At 44.3% G+C, this 18200-nt stretch carries 18 protein-coding genes and 1 other annotated feature; of the genes, 12 read left to right on the forward strand and 6 right to left on the reverse strand.

Annotation, left to right across the window (positions count from 1 at the left end):
* Positions 1–79: 79 nt before the first annotated feature.
* From I4V44_RS09695 to I4V44_RS09740, 10 genes are all read left to right on the forward strand, one after another.
* A complete protein-coding gene (locus I4V44_RS09695) occupies positions 80–874 on the forward strand; it encodes a creatininase family protein (protein ID WP_118569099.1) in 795 nt (264 codons plus the stop codon).
* 16 nt (positions 875–890) lie between these two features.
* Positions 891–1967, forward strand: a complete 1077-nt coding sequence (locus tag I4V44_RS09700; protein WP_118569129.1) for a M42 family metallopeptidase — start codon at positions 891–893, stop codon at positions 1965–1967.
* 168 nt (positions 1968–2135) lie between these two features.
* Positions 2136–2371, forward strand: a binding site (T-box leader).
* Between the two features lie 130 nt (positions 2372–2501).
* Positions 2502–5156: a valine--tRNA ligase gene (locus I4V44_RS09705; RefSeq protein WP_025579947.1), complete on the forward strand. Its 2655-nt coding sequence runs from the start codon at positions 2502–2504 to the stop codon at positions 5154–5156.
* A 12-nt stretch (positions 5157–5168) separates the two neighbouring features.
* Positions 5169–7205, forward strand: a complete 2037-nt coding sequence (locus tag I4V44_RS09710) for an LTA synthase family protein (protein ID WP_196002668.1) — start codon at positions 5169–5171, stop codon at positions 7203–7205.
* A gap of 110 nt (positions 7206–7315) precedes the next feature.
* Positions 7316–8614, forward strand: coding sequence for a bifunctional folylpolyglutamate synthase/dihydrofolate synthase (locus I4V44_RS09715; RefSeq protein WP_008707224.1), 1299 nt, complete (start codon positions 7316–7318; stop codon positions 8612–8614).
* Entirely contained in the window at positions 8611–8763 is a 153-nt protein-coding gene (locus I4V44_RS09720) for a hypothetical protein (RefSeq protein WP_008707227.1), read from the forward strand. Before I4V44_RS09715 ends, I4V44_RS09720 begins: the two co-directional genes overlap by 4 nt.
* 10 nt (positions 8764–8773) lie before the next feature.
* Positions 8774–10111: a tetratricopeptide repeat protein gene (locus I4V44_RS09725; protein WP_055150455.1), complete on the forward strand. Its 1338-nt coding sequence runs from the start codon at positions 8774–8776 to the stop codon at positions 10109–10111.
* Between the two features lie 204 nt (positions 10112–10315).
* Complete coding sequence (locus tag I4V44_RS09730) at positions 10316–10633, forward strand: STAS domain-containing protein (protein WP_306441450.1); 318 nt, start codon at positions 10316–10318, stop codon at positions 10631–10633.
* Positions 10634–10655: 22 nt separating this feature from the next.
* Complete coding sequence (gene spoIIAB / locus I4V44_RS09735) at positions 10656–11081, forward strand: anti-sigma F factor (RefSeq protein WP_020994121.1); 426 nt, start codon at positions 10656–10658, stop codon at positions 11079–11081.
* A 2-nt stretch (positions 11082–11083) separates the two neighbouring features.
* Positions 11084–11797, forward strand: a complete 714-nt coding sequence (locus I4V44_RS09740; protein ID WP_008707232.1) for a SigF/SigG family RNA polymerase sporulation sigma factor — start codon at positions 11084–11086, stop codon at positions 11795–11797.
* 171 nt (positions 11798–11968) lie between these two features.
* Here the strand turns inward: I4V44_RS09740 and I4V44_RS09745 are convergent, their stop codons facing one another.
* From I4V44_RS09745 to I4V44_RS09770, 6 genes are all read right to left on the reverse strand, one after another.
* Complete coding sequence (locus I4V44_RS09745; protein ID WP_008707233.1) at positions 11969–12466, reverse strand: QueT transporter family protein; 498 nt, start codon at positions 12464–12466, stop codon at positions 11969–11971.
* 68 nt (positions 12467–12534) lie between these two features.
* Positions 12535–13149: a stage V sporulation protein AA gene (locus tag I4V44_RS09750; protein WP_055052571.1), complete on the reverse strand. Its 615-nt coding sequence runs from the start codon at positions 13147–13149 to the stop codon at positions 12535–12537.
* A gap of 6 nt (positions 13150–13155) precedes the next feature.
* Positions 13156–13512, reverse strand: coding sequence for a SpoVA/SpoVAEb family sporulation membrane protein (locus I4V44_RS09755; RefSeq protein WP_008707235.1), 357 nt, complete (start codon positions 13510–13512; stop codon positions 13156–13158).
* Positions 13513–13542: 30 nt separating this feature from the next.
* Positions 13543–14625 (reverse strand): stage V sporulation protein AD, encoded by a 1083-nt coding sequence (locus tag I4V44_RS09760; RefSeq protein WP_022381086.1) that lies wholly within the window; start codon positions 14623–14625, stop codon positions 13543–13545.
* Between the two features lie 69 nt (positions 14626–14694).
* Complete coding sequence (locus tag I4V44_RS09765) at positions 14695–15159, reverse strand: SpoVA/SpoVAEb family sporulation membrane protein (protein ID WP_118341599.1); 465 nt, start codon at positions 15157–15159, stop codon at positions 14695–14697.
* Between the two features lie 102 nt (positions 15160–15261).
* Complete coding sequence (locus I4V44_RS09770; protein ID WP_008707239.1) at positions 15262–15681, reverse strand: stage V sporulation protein AB; 420 nt, start codon at positions 15679–15681, stop codon at positions 15262–15264.
* A 615-nt stretch (positions 15682–16296) separates the two neighbouring features.
* Between I4V44_RS09770 and murB the strand changes: the two genes are divergently transcribed.
* Together murB and rapZ are read left to right on the forward strand one after the other, a co-directional pair.
* A complete protein-coding gene (murB, locus tag I4V44_RS09775) occupies positions 16297–17217 on the forward strand; it encodes a UDP-N-acetylmuramate dehydrogenase (RefSeq protein ID WP_055052568.1) in 921 nt (306 codons plus the stop codon).
* A 92-nt stretch (positions 17218–17309) separates the two neighbouring features.
* Positions 17310–18197 carry an RNase adapter RapZ gene (gene rapZ / locus I4V44_RS09780; protein ID WP_008707241.1) on the forward strand — a complete coding sequence of 296 codons (888 nt, stop codon included), beginning with the start codon at positions 17310–17312 and terminating at the stop codon, positions 18195–18197.
* Positions 18198–18200 lie beyond the last annotated feature (3 nt).

Raw genomic sequence — 18200 nt, forward strand, 5'->3', positions numbered from 1 at the left:
ATTTAAAAAGTAAATAATTGCTTGGCAGAGTGCCAAACGATTATGAAATAAAAAAGCAAAGACAAAGGAGAACAAAGACATGAGATTAGCGAATATTACATGGCCAAGAGCACAGAAATATTTTGAAGAAAACGATATGGTGATCGTATCCATCGGAAGTATTGAATGCCACGGAAGACATATGCCGCTGGGAACCGATACCCTGATTCCGGATCGTCTTCTTGAATTAATTGAAGAGAAAAGTGACGTTCTGATTGCTCCGACAATTCCATACGGCGCCTGCGAGTGCCTGGAGCCATATCCGGGAACCATTAACCTGGGAACCGAGCTGTTATATAACCTGCTGTACAAGGTTGTTGAGAATCTTTACAACCATGGCGCACGCAAAATCCTGGTATTAAACGGCCACGGCGGAAACATTAAGACCATCGAGCGTGTGGGCCTGGATTTTGAGAAAAAGGGCGCATTGGTGGTTATGCTGAACTGGTGGCTGATGACCTGGGATATGAAACCGGAATGGAAGGGCGGCCATGGCGGCGCAGAAGAGACAGCCGGCATCATGGGCGTGAATCCTGACCTGATCGATTACAGCGAGCTCACAGAGGAGCCTCTGAAATTAAAGGACTTAAATGAAAATCTGGTGGCTACGGGCTTCCGTACCGTGAAATTCAAAGGTGTTGAAGTGGAAGTGCTTCGCAGCACACCAAACGTAACCGACAATGGCTGGATCGGACCGGACCATCCGAAAAAAGCAACCGTTGAATGGGGACAGGAAATGCTGCAGACCTGTGCGGATTATATTGTGGATTTTGCAGAAGAATTCAAGAAAGTAGATTTAGAAAAGGTAATTCATAATAACGTATTAGAAAAATAAGAGAGGCTCGATGAAAATGGATAAGAGACAGAATCTGGAATTGATTGCGGATATTTCCAATGCCAACGGCGCACCGGGATTTGAGGATGATGTGGTGGCGCAGATCCGCAGGCATGCAGAAGGACTGGGAGAACTCAGAGAAGACAGTCTTCGCAATTTGTATATTTACCGCAAAGAAAACAAAGGAAACCGTCCGGTGGTACAGCTGGACGGACACAGTGATGAGGTTGCTTTCATGGTACAGGCAATCCGTCCTGACGGAAACCTCCGCATTATCCCCCTGGGCGGCTGGGTGACCAGCAATGTACCTGCCCATAAGGTATGGGTAAGAAATGCGCTGGGCGAGTACATTCCCGGCATCGTTGCCAGCAAGCCTCCTCACTATATGACGGAGGCAGAGCGCAAGGCTCCGCTGGTATTCGAAAACATTACGGTAGATGTGGGCGCAGTGTCTAAGGAAGAAGCGGAAAATGAGTTCCATGTCCGTATTGGCGAGCCGGTTGTGCCGGATGTAACCTTTACCTACGATGAAAAGCATGATTTGATGGTGGGAAAAAGCTTCGACTGCCGTCTCGGCTGTGCCTCCATTGTCAGCACTCTGCGTGAGCTGCAGGGAGAAGAGCTGGCTGTGGATGTGGTCGGTGCATGCTGTTCTCAGGAAGAGGTCGGCACCCGCGGTTCTCAAGTAACCTGTCGTACCGTGAATCCGGACATCGCCATTGTGTTTGAGGGTTGTCCTGCAGACGATACCTGTGTGGAAGCCTACATGGTTCAGACGGCCATCAAAAAAGGACCGATGCTTCGCCACGTGGATGCCCGCATGATCACCAATCCGCGGTATCAGCGCTATGCACTGGCGCTTGCCGGGGAACTTGGCATTCCGGTACAGGATGCGGTTCGCTCCGGCGGAAGCACCAACGGCGCCAACATTCACCTGTCAGGCAAGGGCGTTCCCACCATCGTTATCGGTGTTCCGGTTCGTTATGCACACACCCACTACGGAATTTCTGCCTACGCAGATTACGAAAACGGTGTGAAGCTGGCTGTGGAAATTATTAAGAGATTAAATGCCGATGTGATTGGAAGCTTCTAAGTGAAGTAATCAGATTGTGTGAGAGGAAAAGCAGCAAAGCAAGGACTGAAATGGGCGCAGGAAACTTTGTCAATCATGTACTTCCGTGGAATTGGTACAGATAATATTTGTGAAATCCCCGCAAACATTCTTGACAAAAGAGCCTTTTTTCATTATAGTAGAATCCAGAAAAAGGCTGTGAAAAAGAGGAGTAGGCGGTAATGCCCCACAGAGAGGGAAGCTTATAAGCTGGAAGGTTTCCCGGGAACAGAAACGCTGAAGGTAGCTTTGGAGCCGGGAGGCTGAAGTGAGTGGTATGATAATACTGAGATTCATATACGCGCATGGTAGGCTTTCACGTATCCCGCGTTAAGGGAATGAGAGATATAAACTAAGGTGGTACCGCGATCTATGTCGCCCTTTGCACGTATAATGCGTGCAGAGGGCTTTTTTAATCGAACAGGCTTATTTAATAATGATAGAGCCGTGGGCTGCTTTACAGCGGAGTGATCCGCAGATACTTTTATTACAGAGATAGAATATCAGGAGGACATTATGAGCAAAGAACTTGCAAAAACCTACGATCCTAAGGGAATCGAAGAGCGTCTTTACACAAAATGGATGGACAATGGATATTTCCATGCAAAAGTAAATCCGGACAAGAAACCGTTTACCATTGTTATGCCGCCGCCAAACGTAACCGGTCAGCTTCACATGGGACATGCGCTGGATGAAACTATGCAGGATATCCTGATCCGTTTCAAGAGAATGCAGGGCTATGAAGCATTATGGCAGCCGGGAACTGACCATGCAGCTATCGCTACAGAGGTTAAGGTTATCGACAAGCTGAAAAAAGAAGGTATCGACAAACACGATATCGGCCGTGAGGAATTCTTAAAACATGCGTGGGCATGGAAAGAGGAGTACGGCGGAAAGATCATCAATCAGTTAAAGAAACTGGGTGCTTCCGCAGACTGGGAGAGAGAACGTTTCACAATGGATGAGGGATGTTCCAAAGCAGTACAGGAAGTATTTATCAAATTATATGAAAAAGGCTATATATACAAAGGTTCCAGAATCATCAACTGGTGTCCTGTATGCCAGACTTCCATCTCTGATGCAGAGGTTGAGCATGAGGATCAGGACGGATTTTTCTGGCACATTAATTACCCGATCGTAGGGGAAGAGGGACGTTTCGTAGAGATTGCAACTACACGTCCGGAAACCCTGCTGGGTGATACTGCTGTTGCCGTAAATCCGGAAGATGAGCGCTACAAGGATCTCATCGGCAAGATGCTGAAGCTTCCTCTCACAGACAGGGAGATTCCGGTGATCGCCGATGAATATGTAGACAAAGAATTCGGAACAGGATGTGTAAAGATCACACCTGCCCATGATCCTAACGACTTTGAGGTTGGACGCCGTCACAATTTGGAAGAGATCAACATTATGAATGACGATGCGACCATCAACGAGCTTGGTGGAAAATACGCTGGTATGGACCGTTACGAAGCACGTAAGGCAATGGTAGCAGATCTGGAAGAACTTGGACTTCTGGTAAAAGTAGTTCCTCACAACCACAGCGTTGGAACTCATGACCGCTGCGGCACAACGGTAGAGCCTATGATCAAGCCACAGTGGTTTGTAAAGATGGACGAGATGGCAAAGGCTGCGATCAAAGCTCTGGATGACGGAGATCTGAAATTCGTTCCGTCCCGTTTTGACAAGACGTATCTTCACTGGCTTGAGAATATCCGCGACTGGTGTATTTCCAGACAGTTATGGTGGGGACACAGAATTCCGGCTTATTACTGTGATGAGTGTGGTGAAGTAGTTGTTGCAAGAGAAATGCCTGAGAAATGCCCGAAATGCGGATGTACACATCTTCATCAGGATGAGGATACACTGGATACTTGGTTCAGTTCTGCATTATGGCCATTCTCCACACTTGGCTGGCCGGAGAAAACACCGGAACTGGAATATTTCTATCCGACAGATGTACTTGTTACAGGATATGACATTATCTTCTTCTGGGTTATCCGTATGGTATTCTCTGCTCTGGAGCAGACTGATCAGGTTCCGTTCCATCATGTACTGATCCATGGTCTGGTACGTGACTCCCAGGGACGTAAGATGAGTAAGTCTCTTGGAAACGGTATCGATCCTCTGGAAGTTATTGATAAATACGGCGCAGATGCTCTTCGTCTTACTCTGATGACAGGTAATGCACCTGGAAATGATATGCGTTTCTACTGGGAAAAGGTAGAAGCAAGCCGTAACTTCGCAAACAAGATCTGGAATGCTTCCCGTTTCATCATGATGAACCTGGAAGGCAAGACAGTGACAGAGCCGGAGAACTTAAATGATCTCTGTGCAGAGGATAAATGGATTCTGTCTCACTTAAATACAGTGATCCGCGAAGCTACAGAGAACATGGAAAAATATGAACTTGGTATTGCAGTACAGAAGGTTTATGACTTCCTGTGGGATGAACTCTGCGACTGGTATATTGAGATGGCTAAGGTTCGTCTGTGGAAGGCAGAGGAAGATCCGAAGGCAGCAAATGATGCACTCTGGACATTAAGAACAGCGCTGACAGAAGGCCTGAAGCTTCTTCATCCGTATATGCCGTTTATCACAGAGGAAATCTACTGCACACTTCTTCCTGAAGAAGAGTCTATTATGATCTCCGAATGGCCTGTATACAGAGAAGAAAGAAACTTCCCGGATGCTGAGAAAGCAATCGAGGGCTTCAAAGAGGTTGTAAGAGGTATCCGTAATACCAGAACAGAGATGAATGTTCCGAATAACCGCAAGACAAGCCTGCATATTGTGGCAAAGGATGCTGAAACAGCAGCAATGTATGAGAACAGCAAGAAATCCTTTGTAAATCTTGCATTTGCAAAAGAGATTCTGGTACAGACAGACAAGAACGGAATCAGTGAGGATGCAGTTTCAGTAGTTGTTTCCAATGCGGTTGTATATATGCCGTTGGAAGACCTGATTGACAAAGATAAAGAGATTGAACGTCTTACAAAAGAAACAGAACGTCTCACAAAAGAGATCGCAAGATGTGAAGGTATGCTGAATAATCCGAACTTCGTAAACAAGGCACCTGCTGCCAAGGTGGATGCTGAGAAAGACAAACTTGCGAAATATAAAGAAATGATGGATAAGGTTAAAGGGCAGTTAGAGCAGCTTAAGAAATAAGGGAGTGTTTAGATGAAATTGTATAAGATTTGTAACAAAATCTCCCTTTTACTCCATGTACTTGCCAGCGCAGCGGGATATTTTGTTATGGAGGCAATCTGCCGTCACTCGTTTATAGAAGCCTGGAATTATATGACACAGAGACCTCTGGTTTTTGCATATAATGCGGCATTCATTTTTACCTCGTCACTAATTGTTTATCTGTTTCACAGGAGAGTGTTCTGGAGAATCCTTGTGACATTGTTTTGGCTGATACTGGCCATTATCAATGGTGTTCTCCTGCTCAACCGTGTTACACCGTTTACAGGACCGGATTTGCATCTGATCACAGATGCATTAAAGATTGCCAATAAATACCTGCCTGCTGCAGGTGTTGTGGCAGTCTGCATCCTGTTTGGGATTCTTGTTATCTTACTGTTGATCCTGCTTATTAAAGGACCGAAGTATCAGAACAAGATTAAATACCGCTATAATATTCCTCTGATCCTGCTGGCAGTTGCTCTTTTTGCAGGATGTACACAGCTGGCACTGGAGAAGAGGGTACTTTCCAATTACTTTGGAAATATTGCTTTTGCATATGAGGATTATGGATATCCTTACTGTCTGGCAACTACGATTTTTAATACGGGAATCAGCTGTCCGAGAGATTATTCTGAGAAAGAAATCAAAAGAATTGAGAAGACGGAAAAGAATCTTCCGGAAACACAGGAAGAAAAGCGGCCGAATATTCTGTTTTTGCAGTTAGAATCATTCTTTGATCCTACGCTGGTTAATTACCTGGATATTTCAGAAGACCCGATTCCGACCTTCCGTAAGCTGATGAAGGAATATTCTTCAGGATATTATAAGGTTCCGTCTGTCGGTGCAGGTACTGCCAATACGGAATTTGAATCCATTACAGGAATGAGTATGCATTATTTTGGACCCGGGGAATATCCTTATAAGAGTATTCTGAGAGAGACTACCTGTGAGAGTGCACCTTACGTACTGAAGAATCTGGGCTATACCACCCATGCGGTTCACAATAATGAGGCAAACTTCTATGGAAGAAGATCTATTTTCCCGAATCTCGGATTTGATACTTTTACTTCTGAAGAGTACATGGCAAGAGAGAACGAGAAGAATCCAAATGGCTGGGTAAAGGATGAGGTCCTGACAGATGAAATCCTGAAATGTCTGGATTCTACTGAGGGACCGGATTATGTATATACTATTTCCGTACAGGGACATGGTGCGTATCCGGATGAGCAAATCCTGGAGGATCCTGAGATCACAGTTTCCGGTGCACCGACTGAGGAAGAGAATAATAAATGGGAATATTACGTAAATGAGATCCATGAGATGGATAATTTTGTAAAAGAGCTGACAGATAAGCTGGCAGATTATCCTGAGGATGTGGTCCTTGTTATGTACGGTGATCACCTTCCGACTATGGGACTGACTGTGGAGGACCTGAAGAACAAGTATCTGTTCCAGACAGAGTATGTGATGTGGGATAACTTCGGACTTAAGAAAAAGAATGAAAATCTTGCAGCATACCAGATGGCGGCAGAGGTTATGGATCGTGTGGGAATCCATGAGGGAACTGTTTTCCGCTATCATCAGGCAAGAAGAAATACCAGAAATTATCAGGTGGATCTGGAAACCCTGCAGTATGACCTCCTTTATGGAAAGAGATATTCCTACGGGGAAAGCGGCGAAAGTCCTTATCTGCGTACCAGAATGCGTATGGGAATCTATGATGTGACTCTGGATTCCATTCAATGTATCTCTGAGGCAGATCATACATATTACATTAAGGGAACGGAATTTACGCCGTCCAGTGAAATCAAGCTGAACGGAGAATGGTATGATACGGTCTATATCAATCCGACTACGTTGATGATCACAGGTACGGAGCTGAATGATTTCGACAGGCTTGCGGTGATCCAACGAAGCAACAGTTCGACGCGAAAACCGCTGAGCAAGAGCTATGACCGGTCCTGCTATGCACTTTATTCAAATAATAAATGGAAATTAACAGAAAGTGCCGGTGCGAATGAAAATTAATCCATAATTTTGTCGGATAAAATATTACGATTGGTACTGGACATCTTCCACCACTATTATATAATGTTAGAGTAACTAAATACATTATAGATAAGTGGTGGAATTTTTTTATGAATTACGAAGAAGCAGTTGCTTATATTGATGAAACTCCGAAATTTACAAAGAAGAACAGTCTGGATCACACAAAGGAATGTCTGAGAAGACTTGGTAATCCTCAGGATAAGTTTAAGGTGATCCATGTGGCAGGAACTAATGGAAAGGGAAGTACATGTGCGTTTCTGACCTCTGTTCTGAGAGAGGCGGGATATTCCTGCGGATTATTTACTTCTCCTCATCTGGTGGAGATCAATGAACGCTTCCAGATCAATGAGGTGAATATTGATAATGATACTTTCCTGAAGGCCTTTGAGAAAGTAAAGGTACTTGCGGATGAACTGGTTGCAGAAGGCAGCTATCATCCGACTTATTTTGAGATGCTTTTTCTGATGGGAATGGTGATCTTTGCAGAGGCAGGTGTTGATTATGTGACTCTGGAAACAGGACTGGGCGGAAGAATGGATGCGACTACTGCTGTGGAGAATCCTGTTGCCTGTGTGATCACATCGATCAGTCTGGATCATATGCAGTATCTGGGAGATACAGTTGCCAAAATCGCAGGAGAAAAGGCCGGGATCATTGTGCCGGGGGTACCGGTAATCTATGACGGAAACGACCCGGATGCAGCAGAAGTGATCCGTGCCAGAGCAGAAGAACTGGGAAGCCCTGCTTATGAAGTGAAGAGATCAGATACAGAAGTGCTCAGAAATACTTCGGCGGGAATTGATTTTGCATTTCGGAATGAGTATTATAAGGATATGGTTTTCTCCATTCCGTTTATTGCAAAGTATCAGGTGATGAACAGTGCACTTGCATTAAAGACGATTGAGGTTCTGCAGAATGTGATTTCTGTATCTATGGATCAGATCCATGTGGGAATTGCCGGAACACGCTGGCAGGGAAGAATGGAAACAGTGCTTCCGGGCGTGATCGTGGACGGTGCTCACAATGAGGACGGGGTAGAGAAATTTGTAGAGACAGCAGAACATTTTCAGAAAGAATGTCCGCTGACTTTGCTTTTTTCAGCAGTAGATGACAAAGATTATACAGATATGATACATACGATCTGCAGCAGGATCACGTTCCGTCAAGTGGTAGTAACCTCTGTTGGCGGATATCGCCAGGTTCCTGCTGAGAGATTTGCAAAGCTTTTTACAGAAGCAGGTGCTTCTTCTGTGGAAGTAGTGGAGGATGTTGAGAAAGCCTTTGGTAGAGCACTGGAAGTAAAGGGGGATGACGGAATGCTCTTCTGCGTGGGTTCCCTGTATCTTGTCGGTGAGATTAAAGATGTGATCAGGAGAAATAAGAAATGATAGATTATGAAGAGGAACTGAAGAAATTTGAACCTTGTCTGGATGTGGCAGATGCGGAGGGTGCGATTTATGAGAGAGAACTGACGGATATCCTGGATATTCTTCAAGAAGTTCTCCGCGAAGCCAAGAGTGGCAGACGGGTAAAATAAGGAGATACACATGAATTGTATGAATTGTGGCGCATTTCTGGTGGACAAAGATCTGGATTACTGCCCGAAATGTGGATGTAATGTGCTGATCCAGAAAAAGGTAGATTACCTTTCCAGACAGTATTACAACCGGGGGCTTGAGAAAGCCAGTGTCCGCGATCTTTCAGGGGCGATTGACTGTCTGAAGCAGAGTCTTATTTATAATAAGCATAATATTCAGGCGAGAAATCTTCTTGGACTGGTATATTTTGAGACAGGGGAGGTGGTTGCCGCACTCAGTGAATGGGTGATCAGTAAGAATCTTCAGCCATCCAGAAATCTGGCATCAGAATATATTAACAAGCTGCAGGCGAACTCCAATAAGCTTGAGGCGATCAATGAAACGATCAGAAAGTATAATGATGCCTTAAACCTGTGCAGGGAAGGTCATGAGGATATGGCTGCGATCAGGCTGAAGAAGATTCTCATACAGAATCCAAAACTGATCAAAGGTTACCATCTTCTGGCACTTGTGCAGATGAAAGAGGGGGAATATAACAAGGCAAGAAAGACGTTAAGGAAAGCCGCGCGGATTGATAAAACAAATACAACAACCCTTCGTTTTTTGAGAGAGATTGACGAACAGACAGGAGTATCCACACGTCTGGAACGTCAGAATAAAAGAAACAGGAAAGCTGTGGACAGCAGTGAGAATGATATGGCAATCCAGATTCCTCAGTATAAAGAAAAAGGAAGGATTCCGCTGTTTTTTACACTGGTTGCCGGATTTTGTGCAGGATTGCTGGCGTTTTATCTTCTGGCTGTTCCTGCCATACGTCAGGGAATCTACAGGGAAGCGAATCAGCAGATTATGAAATACAGTGATGCAGTGTCCAGTCAGGGAGCTGAGCTGACCAAGGCACAGAGTCAGGCTCAGGAATCTGGAGACACAGTTGAGGCGGCCTCCAAACAGATAGAGGAAGAGAAGAAAAAAAGCAGCAGTTATGAGGCTCTGATCGAGGCGTACTCAGCATTGCAGCAACAGAATACAGATGAAGCGGCATTGAAGATACAGAATGTTTATGCGGATTTGCTGCCTGCGGATCTGAAAGGGATTTACAATACGATCTGTAACACTACAGGTACGACCGGGATCGAAGGAACTACAGATGCGAAAGTCACAGACGGAACCGGCAGTGCTGACAGCGCAGAGGGAGATGCTTCTTCAGATTCAGCGGAAGATGGAAGTTATGACGATGGTTCCTATGACAGTGGGGAATATGATGATGGTTCTTACGATAATTCTGATGGTGATTCGGCGGATGATGGAAGTTACGACACCGGTGATTATGACGATTCCGGATACTGATACCGGGTTTTCATTTTGATGTGGCAGAAGACATGAAGTATTATAAGAAGATGTAAAGATACAAAAGAGATGCATGGAAGTCATGTGTCTCTTTTTTTACCGAATCAAGTAGGAGGCTGCGAAAAGCAATAAACAGTTATTTGGTGTAGAGCTACACTGCAAAGTGGATTGCGAACATTCGCCTGACAAAAAGTGAGGAGGGATATGATGGAGAACAGATTTGAAATACAGGGAAATTCCCTGATCATTCATTTACCGAAAGAGGTAGATCATATGGTGACAGACGAGATACGCAGAGATTCAGATGATATTATACGGAAAAAATATATACGAACGATCACATTTGATTTTTCAGGAACAGCGTTTATGGACAGTTCAGGGATAGGGCTGATCATGGGGAGATACCGGATGATGGGGATGCGCGGTGACTGTATACAGGCTACAGGAGTAAATTCCTATATTGAAAAGCTGCTGCATCTGTCAGGGGTATATAAATTTGTCGAAATCTGTGGGGAAGTCTAAAGAGAGGGGGAAGAAAACTATTATGGAAAATACCAATGAAATGAAAATTATTTTTGATAGCAGACCTGAGAATGAGGGGCTGGCAAGAGTTGCGGCGGCAGCTTTCTGCACACAGCTGAATCCTACTCTGGAGGAAGTGGCAGATCTGAAAACTGCTGTGTCAGAGGCTGTGACAAACTGTATTATTCATGCTTATGAAGGCCAGGTGCAGAAAATAGAGATTTTCTGCAGAAGGGAAGGACAGAAATTATGGGTTGATGTGATCGATAAGGGAGTGGGGATCAGAGACGTTGCAAAAGCTATGGAGCCTCTTTTTACAACAAAGCCGGAGAAGGATCGTTCCGGGATGGGATTTACATTTATGGAAGCGTTTATGGATGAGGTAACAGTAGAATCACAGGTGGGATATGGAACAGTTGTCCATATGAAAAAGACGATCGGGAGGTAGGAATGGACCATACTCTTGCTCTGATCATGAAGTCACAACAGGGGGATAAAGAAGCAAGAGATACTGTATTTAAAGAAAACGCAGGACTTGTGTACAGCATGGCGAAAAGATTTGCCGGGCGCAGTGTGGAAATGGAAGATATCGTGCAGATAGGAAGCATTGGGCTACTGAAAGCCATAGATCGTTTTGATATTTCGTACGATGTGAAGTTTTCAACTTATGCTGTTCCCATGATCATAGGTGAAATCAGACGCTATCTGAGGGATGACGGGATGCTTAAGGTGAGCAGAAACCTGAAAGAGAACTGTGCCAGAATTTATTCTGCGAGAGAAGCACTGGAAAAAGAACTGGGACGTGAACCGATACTGGAGGAAGTTGCGAAAGCGACAGAACTTTCAGTAGATGAAGTGGTGATGTCGATGGAATCAGGAGCTGAAGTGGAATCTTTGCACAAAATTATCTATCAGGGAGATGGAAATGATATTTCGCTTATGGACAGGCTCCAGGAAAAAGAAAATGGACAGGATGCAGCACTGAACAGGATTTTTCTGGATGAAATCCTGAAAAAACTGGATGCAAGAGAACGTCAGCTGATCGGTATGAGATATTTTAAGGATATGACGCAGACGGAGATTGCGGCAGAGATGGGAATTTCCCAGGTCCAAGTGTCCAGGATGGAAAAGCGGATTCTGAAGGAACTTAAAAAGCAGGTATAAGCAGATGGGAGTAATTAACTCACCGCTTGTAGAAGGTGGAGTATTCTCTGAAGAGGTAAATAAAAAAGAGGTTACTGTGAACGGAGTGAACAGTAACAAAAAGAGTGTGCGGATTACTATAATATTGCACACTCTTTTTGCTATAATATCTTTATTGTTATATATCGTAAGTTATACAGTTCTCTGTGATCTGAAGATCACATTTTTGTATTTCAGAAGGGCTGTCTGAAGAATCAGTCCTACTACACCACAGGAAACTACTTCTCCGATACCTACGGTAAGCATCATAAGCGGAATCGGAAGATTTACTCCGTATCCGAAGTGAAGTACGAATGGCACGATGACTGCATTGGAAACAATCGGCGGGATCGGCGCAAGAAAACGGTTGCAGCTGCGGAGTCTGTAAGTAAATACTGCTCCGATCAGTGTTGCGATGCTTCCGAAAATAATGTCTACAGGAATGGCACCGCCAAAGAGATTGGCAATGATACATCCCACAAATAACCCCGGAATCGCAGCCGGTGTAAAGAATGGCAGGATGGTCAGTGCTTCCGAAAAGCGAATCTGAATTTCGCCATAGCTGAGTGGTGCGAATAAAAGAGTCAGAACCACATAAATGGCTCCGATCACTGCTGCTTCTGTCAGAAACTGAGTACCTTTGTTTTTCATATTTGATTATCTCCTTTAGTATTTGTTTTACGAGTGGAAGGTTTCGAACACTCGGCTATCGAAGTATATCACTTTTCGGAAGTACGGTCAATGTCTTTGATAAGAGTTTTATTAACATTTTCCTCGTACAGACGCATCTGTATCTGCATAGGTGTTGGATCATCTGTTATTTTCATATGACCGAAATGATTGAAGAAGAAAAGTACCCCAAGTCCGATTCCTATGGAATAAGTGATTTCAAGAACAGTAAAATGACCGGAAGTCTGTCCTGTGACCTGGGTATAGATCTGCGAGAAGAGACCACCGACATCTACATCGTTATTAAATGTCATGATAGAGAAACCTGCACCGAAAAAGGCGGCAAGACCGACGAAAATAATCTTGCACCACTGCCAGACAAGTCCGGAACCGGGTTTGTTTTTAAAAGTGATGATAAAGTCGGCTTCTCCAATATTATTGATTTCAAGGTCCGGTTCTTTTTTTTTGATTTCGGAGATCAGATCCATGACAGACATTACATAACGTCCTGGTTTATTCGGGTCAAGATTTATAACCGGCATCACCCGGAGCCGGTTCAGGATTTTACTGTTGCTGCAGGAAAGTTTTGCAATGTCCTGAAGATAAATGTGTGGATGGTTTATCTGGATATTCTGATCTAACTGTAAATAGAGAGTATCACTCATGGTATGTTATCCTTTCATTTTGGGCTTGAAGATCAGGCTTGCAAGATAAGAGAAGATCAAAGCTGCGGAGACTCCCACCGCGCAGGCGGTAAAGCCTCCCATAAAGAGTCCGATCAGTCCGTTTTTGTCAATGGATTCTTTCATTCCTTTCCACAGGATATTGCCAAAACCAAGCAGAGGAACAGAAGCGCCTGCTCCGGCAAATTCTGCAAATGGCTGATAGATTCCGACAGCGCTTAAAACAGAGCCTGTACATACCAGAAGTACCATGATCCGTCCGGGCATAAGTTTTGTCCTGTCCAGAAGAATCTGTACCAGGGCACAGATCAGTCCGCCTGTCCAGAATGCATTAAAATAGTCCATGTATTTTTCCTCCTGAAAAAATTTCTGTATCTACATCATATCCGGAACCCTGTACTGTTCTATTACAACAGCGTGTGCGATACCGGGAATTGGATCCCCCTCGTTGAAGCTTACCTTTGACAGAAGGGCACCTGTGGGAACAAAGAGAATCCTTTTCCATTTTTTCTGTATAATACCCGGAAGAATATAGCCTGCCAGAACAGAGGCGGCACACCCACATCCACTGCCGCCGGAATGTGTATCCTGAGTCTGAGGATCATAGATCAGCATACCGCAGTCCTGATGGACAGATGAGATATCAAATCCTTTTTCTGTGAGAAGGTCGAACAGGATTGTCTGTCCTACCATGCCCAGGTCACCGGTGAAGATGGCATCATAATCGGATGGTTTTCGGTGAAAATCCTGAAGATTTCGGGCTATGGTGTCGCAGGCAGCAGGAGCCATGCAAGCTCCCATATTGAGGGAATCCCTGAACCCAAAGTCAATCAGTCTTCCGGTGGTGATTCCTGTTATAACTGCACAGATATTGCGGTTACGGAGTGTGTTTAGTGTTTTGTTGTCCGGGCGTGGTGGCGGTTCATATCCAAGTATACAGGCTCCGGCACCGGTGACTGTCCAGGTAGCAGATAAGGGCCTTTGATTTCCATATCCCAGGGGAAAACGAAATTCTTTTTCTGCGCTGGCAAAGTGGCTGGAAGTTGCACAGAGGATATATTTTCCGTACCCGCCGTCGATACACATTGAACCAAGGGAAAGAGATTCTCCCATAGTGGAGCATGCTCCGAAAAGACCGTAAAAAGGAATTTTCAGATCAGCGGTTCCGAAAGAAGAGGCTGATGTCTGAGCCAGCAGGTCGCCTGCAAAAAGAAGCTGTATATCGGAACAGGTGAGGCCGTTTTTTTTGATTGCCAGCAGAGCGGCCTGTTTTTGCAGAGTGCTTTCTGCAGCTTCCCAGGTATCTGTTCCAAACATGGGATCTTCACATATGGTATCAAAGTATGCGCCCAATGGCCCTTCCCCTTCTTTCCGGCTGACAACAGAAGCACAGCTCTGGATAAAGACAGGATTCTGAAATGAAATGCTGGATGTACCGCAGGTCATTTGTCTGTTCATAGAAAACCTCCTTGTATAATTGTATGATTCTTATGCAAAAACACCTCTCAGGATATGGATGCTGAATAGTTACGGGAGCATTGTAAAAAGATAATAAATCACACCGAGAATCCATGAACTCAGGATTCCATAAAGAATTACGGGTCCTGCGATCGTAAATATTTTGCATCCGATGCCGAATACCTGTCCTTCTGCCTTATATTCGATCGCAGAGGAAGCTACGGAATTGGCAAAACCGGTGATCGGGACAAGGCTTCCGGCACCGCCGAATCTGCCGATTTTGGAATAAAGATTACATCCTGTGAGGATCACACTGAAAAGGATCAGGATAAGGGAACACCAGGAGCCGGCGGTATCTTTGTCCAGCCCAAGGTTATCTGCGTAATTTAAGATGACCTGTCCAACAACACAGATGACTCCGCCTGTGAAAAAGGCTTTGCACATATTCAGTGGCAGGCTGTGGACAGGAGTGACTGCTTTTACGTATTTTTCATATTGTTTCTGTTTTTTCTGACTGAGATTATTGTCTGACATAATATAAAACCTTTCTGATTGAAAATCCGGAATTTTGGCACACTGAGTAAAGAGTAATCGATTGCTGCTTTTTTGGCACTGATGTTAAAGATTAGCTGGAAATTATGGCAGCCATCCGTTATAATAGTAAATCAGTGCTCCGACAGTTTTGCCGGCGGCTATGCACAGGATTGTAAAAGAAAGACCTCTCTGGAATCTGCTTCTTCTGGCAAAGATAGGGAAAATATCTGCCATCTCTGCCAGGGCCATGATCCATCCACCAAGGAAAATCCCTGAAAAGAGCCCGTACAGAATCAGAAACGGGGTGCCGAATCGGATATTCCAGTGAAAAAGAAAGAACAGGTTTCCAAGTTCGGTTCCCCAGAATGTGATGTCTTCGTACAGCAATATATGATCTGCTGTGTGGGTAATTCCTGCATATCTGGGAATAATAGAAAGGCCGATCATAAGACCGGTTAGTCCTCCGGCAATAATAAAACCGGAACATAGTCCTGTAAATCCGAGAAAAATCTGCTCTAACATAAGCGCCTCCGATCCTGCCGACAACAAAAGAAGTTTTCGGGTAACTGTCCGGCAGTCTGTTATTGTGAAGCACCGGACAGATATATCTGTGATATGTATTATGGCAGAAATATAAAAATATATACACTGTCATTTATTTGTTGCTGAGAACAGAGCGAACAGTAACCCTGGTAATATATCCGGCAGCAAAAGAGTGTATGAATAACTGTACTTTTGGAGAGAGAGATAGTATAATGTTACTGTTCACACACCGCTATCCCGAGACATACAAGCCAAAATTCTATTGCCGCAGGCAATCTGGAATGAATTTTGGCTAAGTTACTGAGAACGGAGTGAACAGTAACAGTATAATGACTGTATTATCTGACGCTCTAGTACATCGTTTTCGAAATAACTATACCACTCACTTGTCTGCGAATCCGATTGCACAGGTCTAAAAGCCTCAGCGTAGCCCGCTACGCCTGCGTTTTTATACCAGCACACTCGAATCCGCATCCTACGCGATTGGTATAGTTATTTACGAAACGATGTACTAGGAACTGATCGGAAAATTCGACAGAATGAAAACGTCAAAAGAAACATAATAAATCATAATAAATATAGAAAGATTGAGGAATGAAATCTGTGAATCAGAATATAATAGAGAAATTTAATGATCTGCTGGGAGAAGAGAAAGTGAAAGTGGATGAACCCATGAAACGTCATACCACATTTCGGATTGGCGGTCCGGCAGATTACTTTTTGCTTCCGTCTTCTGAGGAAGAACTGAGCGGGATTCTGAAGATATGCAAAAATGAAGAACTGCCATATTTCATTCTTGGAAATGGAAGTAATCTTCTGGTAAGCGATGAAGGATACAGGGGTGTCATTATTCAGCTTTACAGAAATTATGGTGATATTACAGTAAAAGGAAATGAAATCCATGCAACAGCAGGAGCTCTGCTGTCACAGATCGCGGCGGCAGCCAAAAATGCGTCGCTGACAGGATTTGAGTTCGCCGGAGGAATTCCCGGCACATTAGGCGGTGCAGTTGTCATGAATGCAGGTGCCTATGGCGGTGAAATGAAAGATGTGCTGAAAGAAGTAACTGTTATGACAGCTGCAGGAGAAATTCTCGTACTTCCGGCAGAGAAGCTGGAAATGGGATATCGCACAAGTCTTGTGAAAACAAAAGGATATCTGGTGTTGAGCGCAGTGATCGTTCTTGAACAGGGGAATCAGGAAGCCATAAAAGCAAGAATGAAAGAACTGACAGAACAGAGAGTAAGCAAACAGCCTCTTGAATTTCCAAGTGCGGGAAGCACATTCAAACGTCCTGAAGGGTATTTTGCCGGAAAGCTGATCATGGATGCAGGGCTGAGAGGATACCAGACAGGCGGTGCACAGGTTTCCGAGAAGCACTGTGGGTTTGTGATCAATAAAGATAATGCAACTGCAGCAGATGTGTGCAGACTGCTCAGAGATGTACAGGATAAAGTAAAAGAACAGTTTGGCGTAACTCTTGAACCGGAAGTGAAATTTCTTGGAAAATTTTGATCTGACTGAATCGAAAAAGTACTGTGAACAGAGTGCAAAGACCAAAGACCAATGAGCAACAGATGAGATTAAGAAGTGACGGGAGATAGAAAATGCGTTTTGTAATAGTTACAGGAGTATCGGGAGCAGGAAAAACATCTGCATTGAAAATGTTGGAGGATGCGAAGTATTTTTGTGTAGACAATCTGCCGATCCCTTTACTGGAGAAATTTGCATCACTGATGCCTGAGATACATGGAGAAGATGTGCAGAATGTTGCACTGGGGATCGATGCAAGAAGCGGGCGTTCTCTGGATGAGCTGGAGATTGTACTGGACAGAATGAAAAAGGCAGGGTATGATTTTGAAATCCTGTTTCTGGATGCGCAGGACAGTGTTCTGGTCAAACGTTATAAAGAAACCCGCAGAAGTCATCCTCTTGCAATGGGGGGAAGAGTGGATGATGGAATCCGGATGGAAAGAGAGAAGATGCGTTTTCTGAAAGAGCGTGCGGATTATATCATTGATACCAGCAATCTTCTGACAAGAGAACTGAAACAGGAGATCGACAGGATATTTGTAGATAATCAGGATTTCTGCAATATGATGATTTCTGTACTGTCATTTGGATTTAAATATGGAATACCGGCAGATGCGGATCTCGTGTTTGACGTGCGTTTCCTGCCGAATCCATACTATGTGGACGAACTCAGACCGCTGACAGGGCTGGATGACAGGGTTTTTAATTATGTAATGGATTGTGATATAGCCAGGACATTTGCGGATAAACTGGAAGATATGATCAATTTCCTTATTCCGAATTATGTGAAAGAGGGAAAGACAAATCTGGTGATCGCAATTGGATGTACAGGCGGCAAGCATCGTTCCGTCACGCTGGCAAGAGAACTTTATTCCAGATTGTCTGGAAATACAAAATACGGATTCAGGCTGGAACACAGAGATGCACAGAAAGACCGATTGGTCAGAAAACAGGAAGGATGATAA

It is taken from the genome of Blautia sp. 1001283B150304_161114_C9, from assembly GCF_015668165.1.
In the GTDB taxonomy this organism is placed as follows: domain Bacteria; phylum Bacillota; class Clostridia; order Lachnospirales; family Lachnospiraceae; genus Blautia_A; species Blautia_A wexlerae.

Coding starts and splice junctions, on each gene's coding strand:
- I4V44_RS09745 (WP_008707233.1), bottom strand. CDS start 12,466: ATGAAAAACAAAGGTACTCAGTTTCTGACAGAAGCAGCAGTGATCGGA.
- I4V44_RS09700 (WP_118569129.1), top strand. CDS start 891: ATGGATAAGAGACAGAATCTGGAATTGATTGCGGATATTTCCAATGCC.
- I4V44_RS09750 (WP_055052571.1), bottom strand. CDS start 13,149: ATGAGTGATACTCTCTATTTACAGTTAGATCAGAATATCCAGATAAAC.
- I4V44_RS09725 (WP_055150455.1), top strand. CDS start 8,774: ATGAATTGTATGAATTGTGGCGCATTTCTGGTGGACAAAGATCTGGAT.
- I4V44_RS09755 (WP_008707235.1), bottom strand. CDS start 13,512: ATGGACTATTTTAATGCATTCTGGACAGGCGGACTGATCTGTGCCCTG.
- murB (WP_055052568.1), top strand. CDS start 16,297: ATGAAATCTGTGAATCAGAATATAATAGAGAAATTTAATGATCTGCTG.
- I4V44_RS09770 (WP_008707239.1), bottom strand. CDS start 15,681: ATGTTAGAGCAGATTTTTCTCGGATTTACAGGACTATGTTCCGGTTTT.
- I4V44_RS09765 (WP_118341599.1), bottom strand. CDS start 15,159: ATGTCAGACAATAATCTCAGTCAGAAAAAACAGAAACAATATGAAAAA.
- I4V44_RS09705 (WP_025579947.1), top strand. CDS start 2,502: ATGAGCAAAGAACTTGCAAAAACCTACGATCCTAAGGGAATCGAAGAG.
- I4V44_RS09710 (WP_196002668.1), top strand. CDS start 5,169: ATGAAATTGTATAAGATTTGTAACAAAATCTCCCTTTTACTCCATGTA.
- spoIIAB (WP_020994121.1), top strand. CDS start 10,656: ATGGAAAATACCAATGAAATGAAAATTATTTTTGATAGCAGACCTGAG.
- I4V44_RS09730 (WP_306441450.1), top strand. CDS start 10,316: ATGATGGAGAACAGATTTGAAATACAGGGAAATTCCCTGATCATTCAT.
- I4V44_RS09760 (WP_022381086.1), bottom strand. CDS start 14,625: ATGAACAGACAAATGACCTGCGGTACATCCAGCATTTCATTTCAGAAT.
- I4V44_RS09720 (WP_008707227.1), top strand. CDS start 8,611: ATGATAGATTATGAAGAGGAACTGAAGAAATTTGAACCTTGTCTGGAT.
- I4V44_RS09695 (WP_118569099.1), top strand. CDS start 80: ATGAGATTAGCGAATATTACATGGCCAAGAGCACAGAAATATTTTGAA.
- I4V44_RS09740 (WP_008707232.1), top strand. CDS start 11,084: ATGGACCATACTCTTGCTCTGATCATGAAGTCACAACAGGGGGATAAA.
- rapZ (WP_008707241.1), top strand. CDS start 17,310: ATGCGTTTTGTAATAGTTACAGGAGTATCGGGAGCAGGAAAAACATCT.
- I4V44_RS09715 (WP_008707224.1), top strand. CDS start 7,316: ATGAATTACGAAGAAGCAGTTGCTTATATTGATGAAACTCCGAAATTT.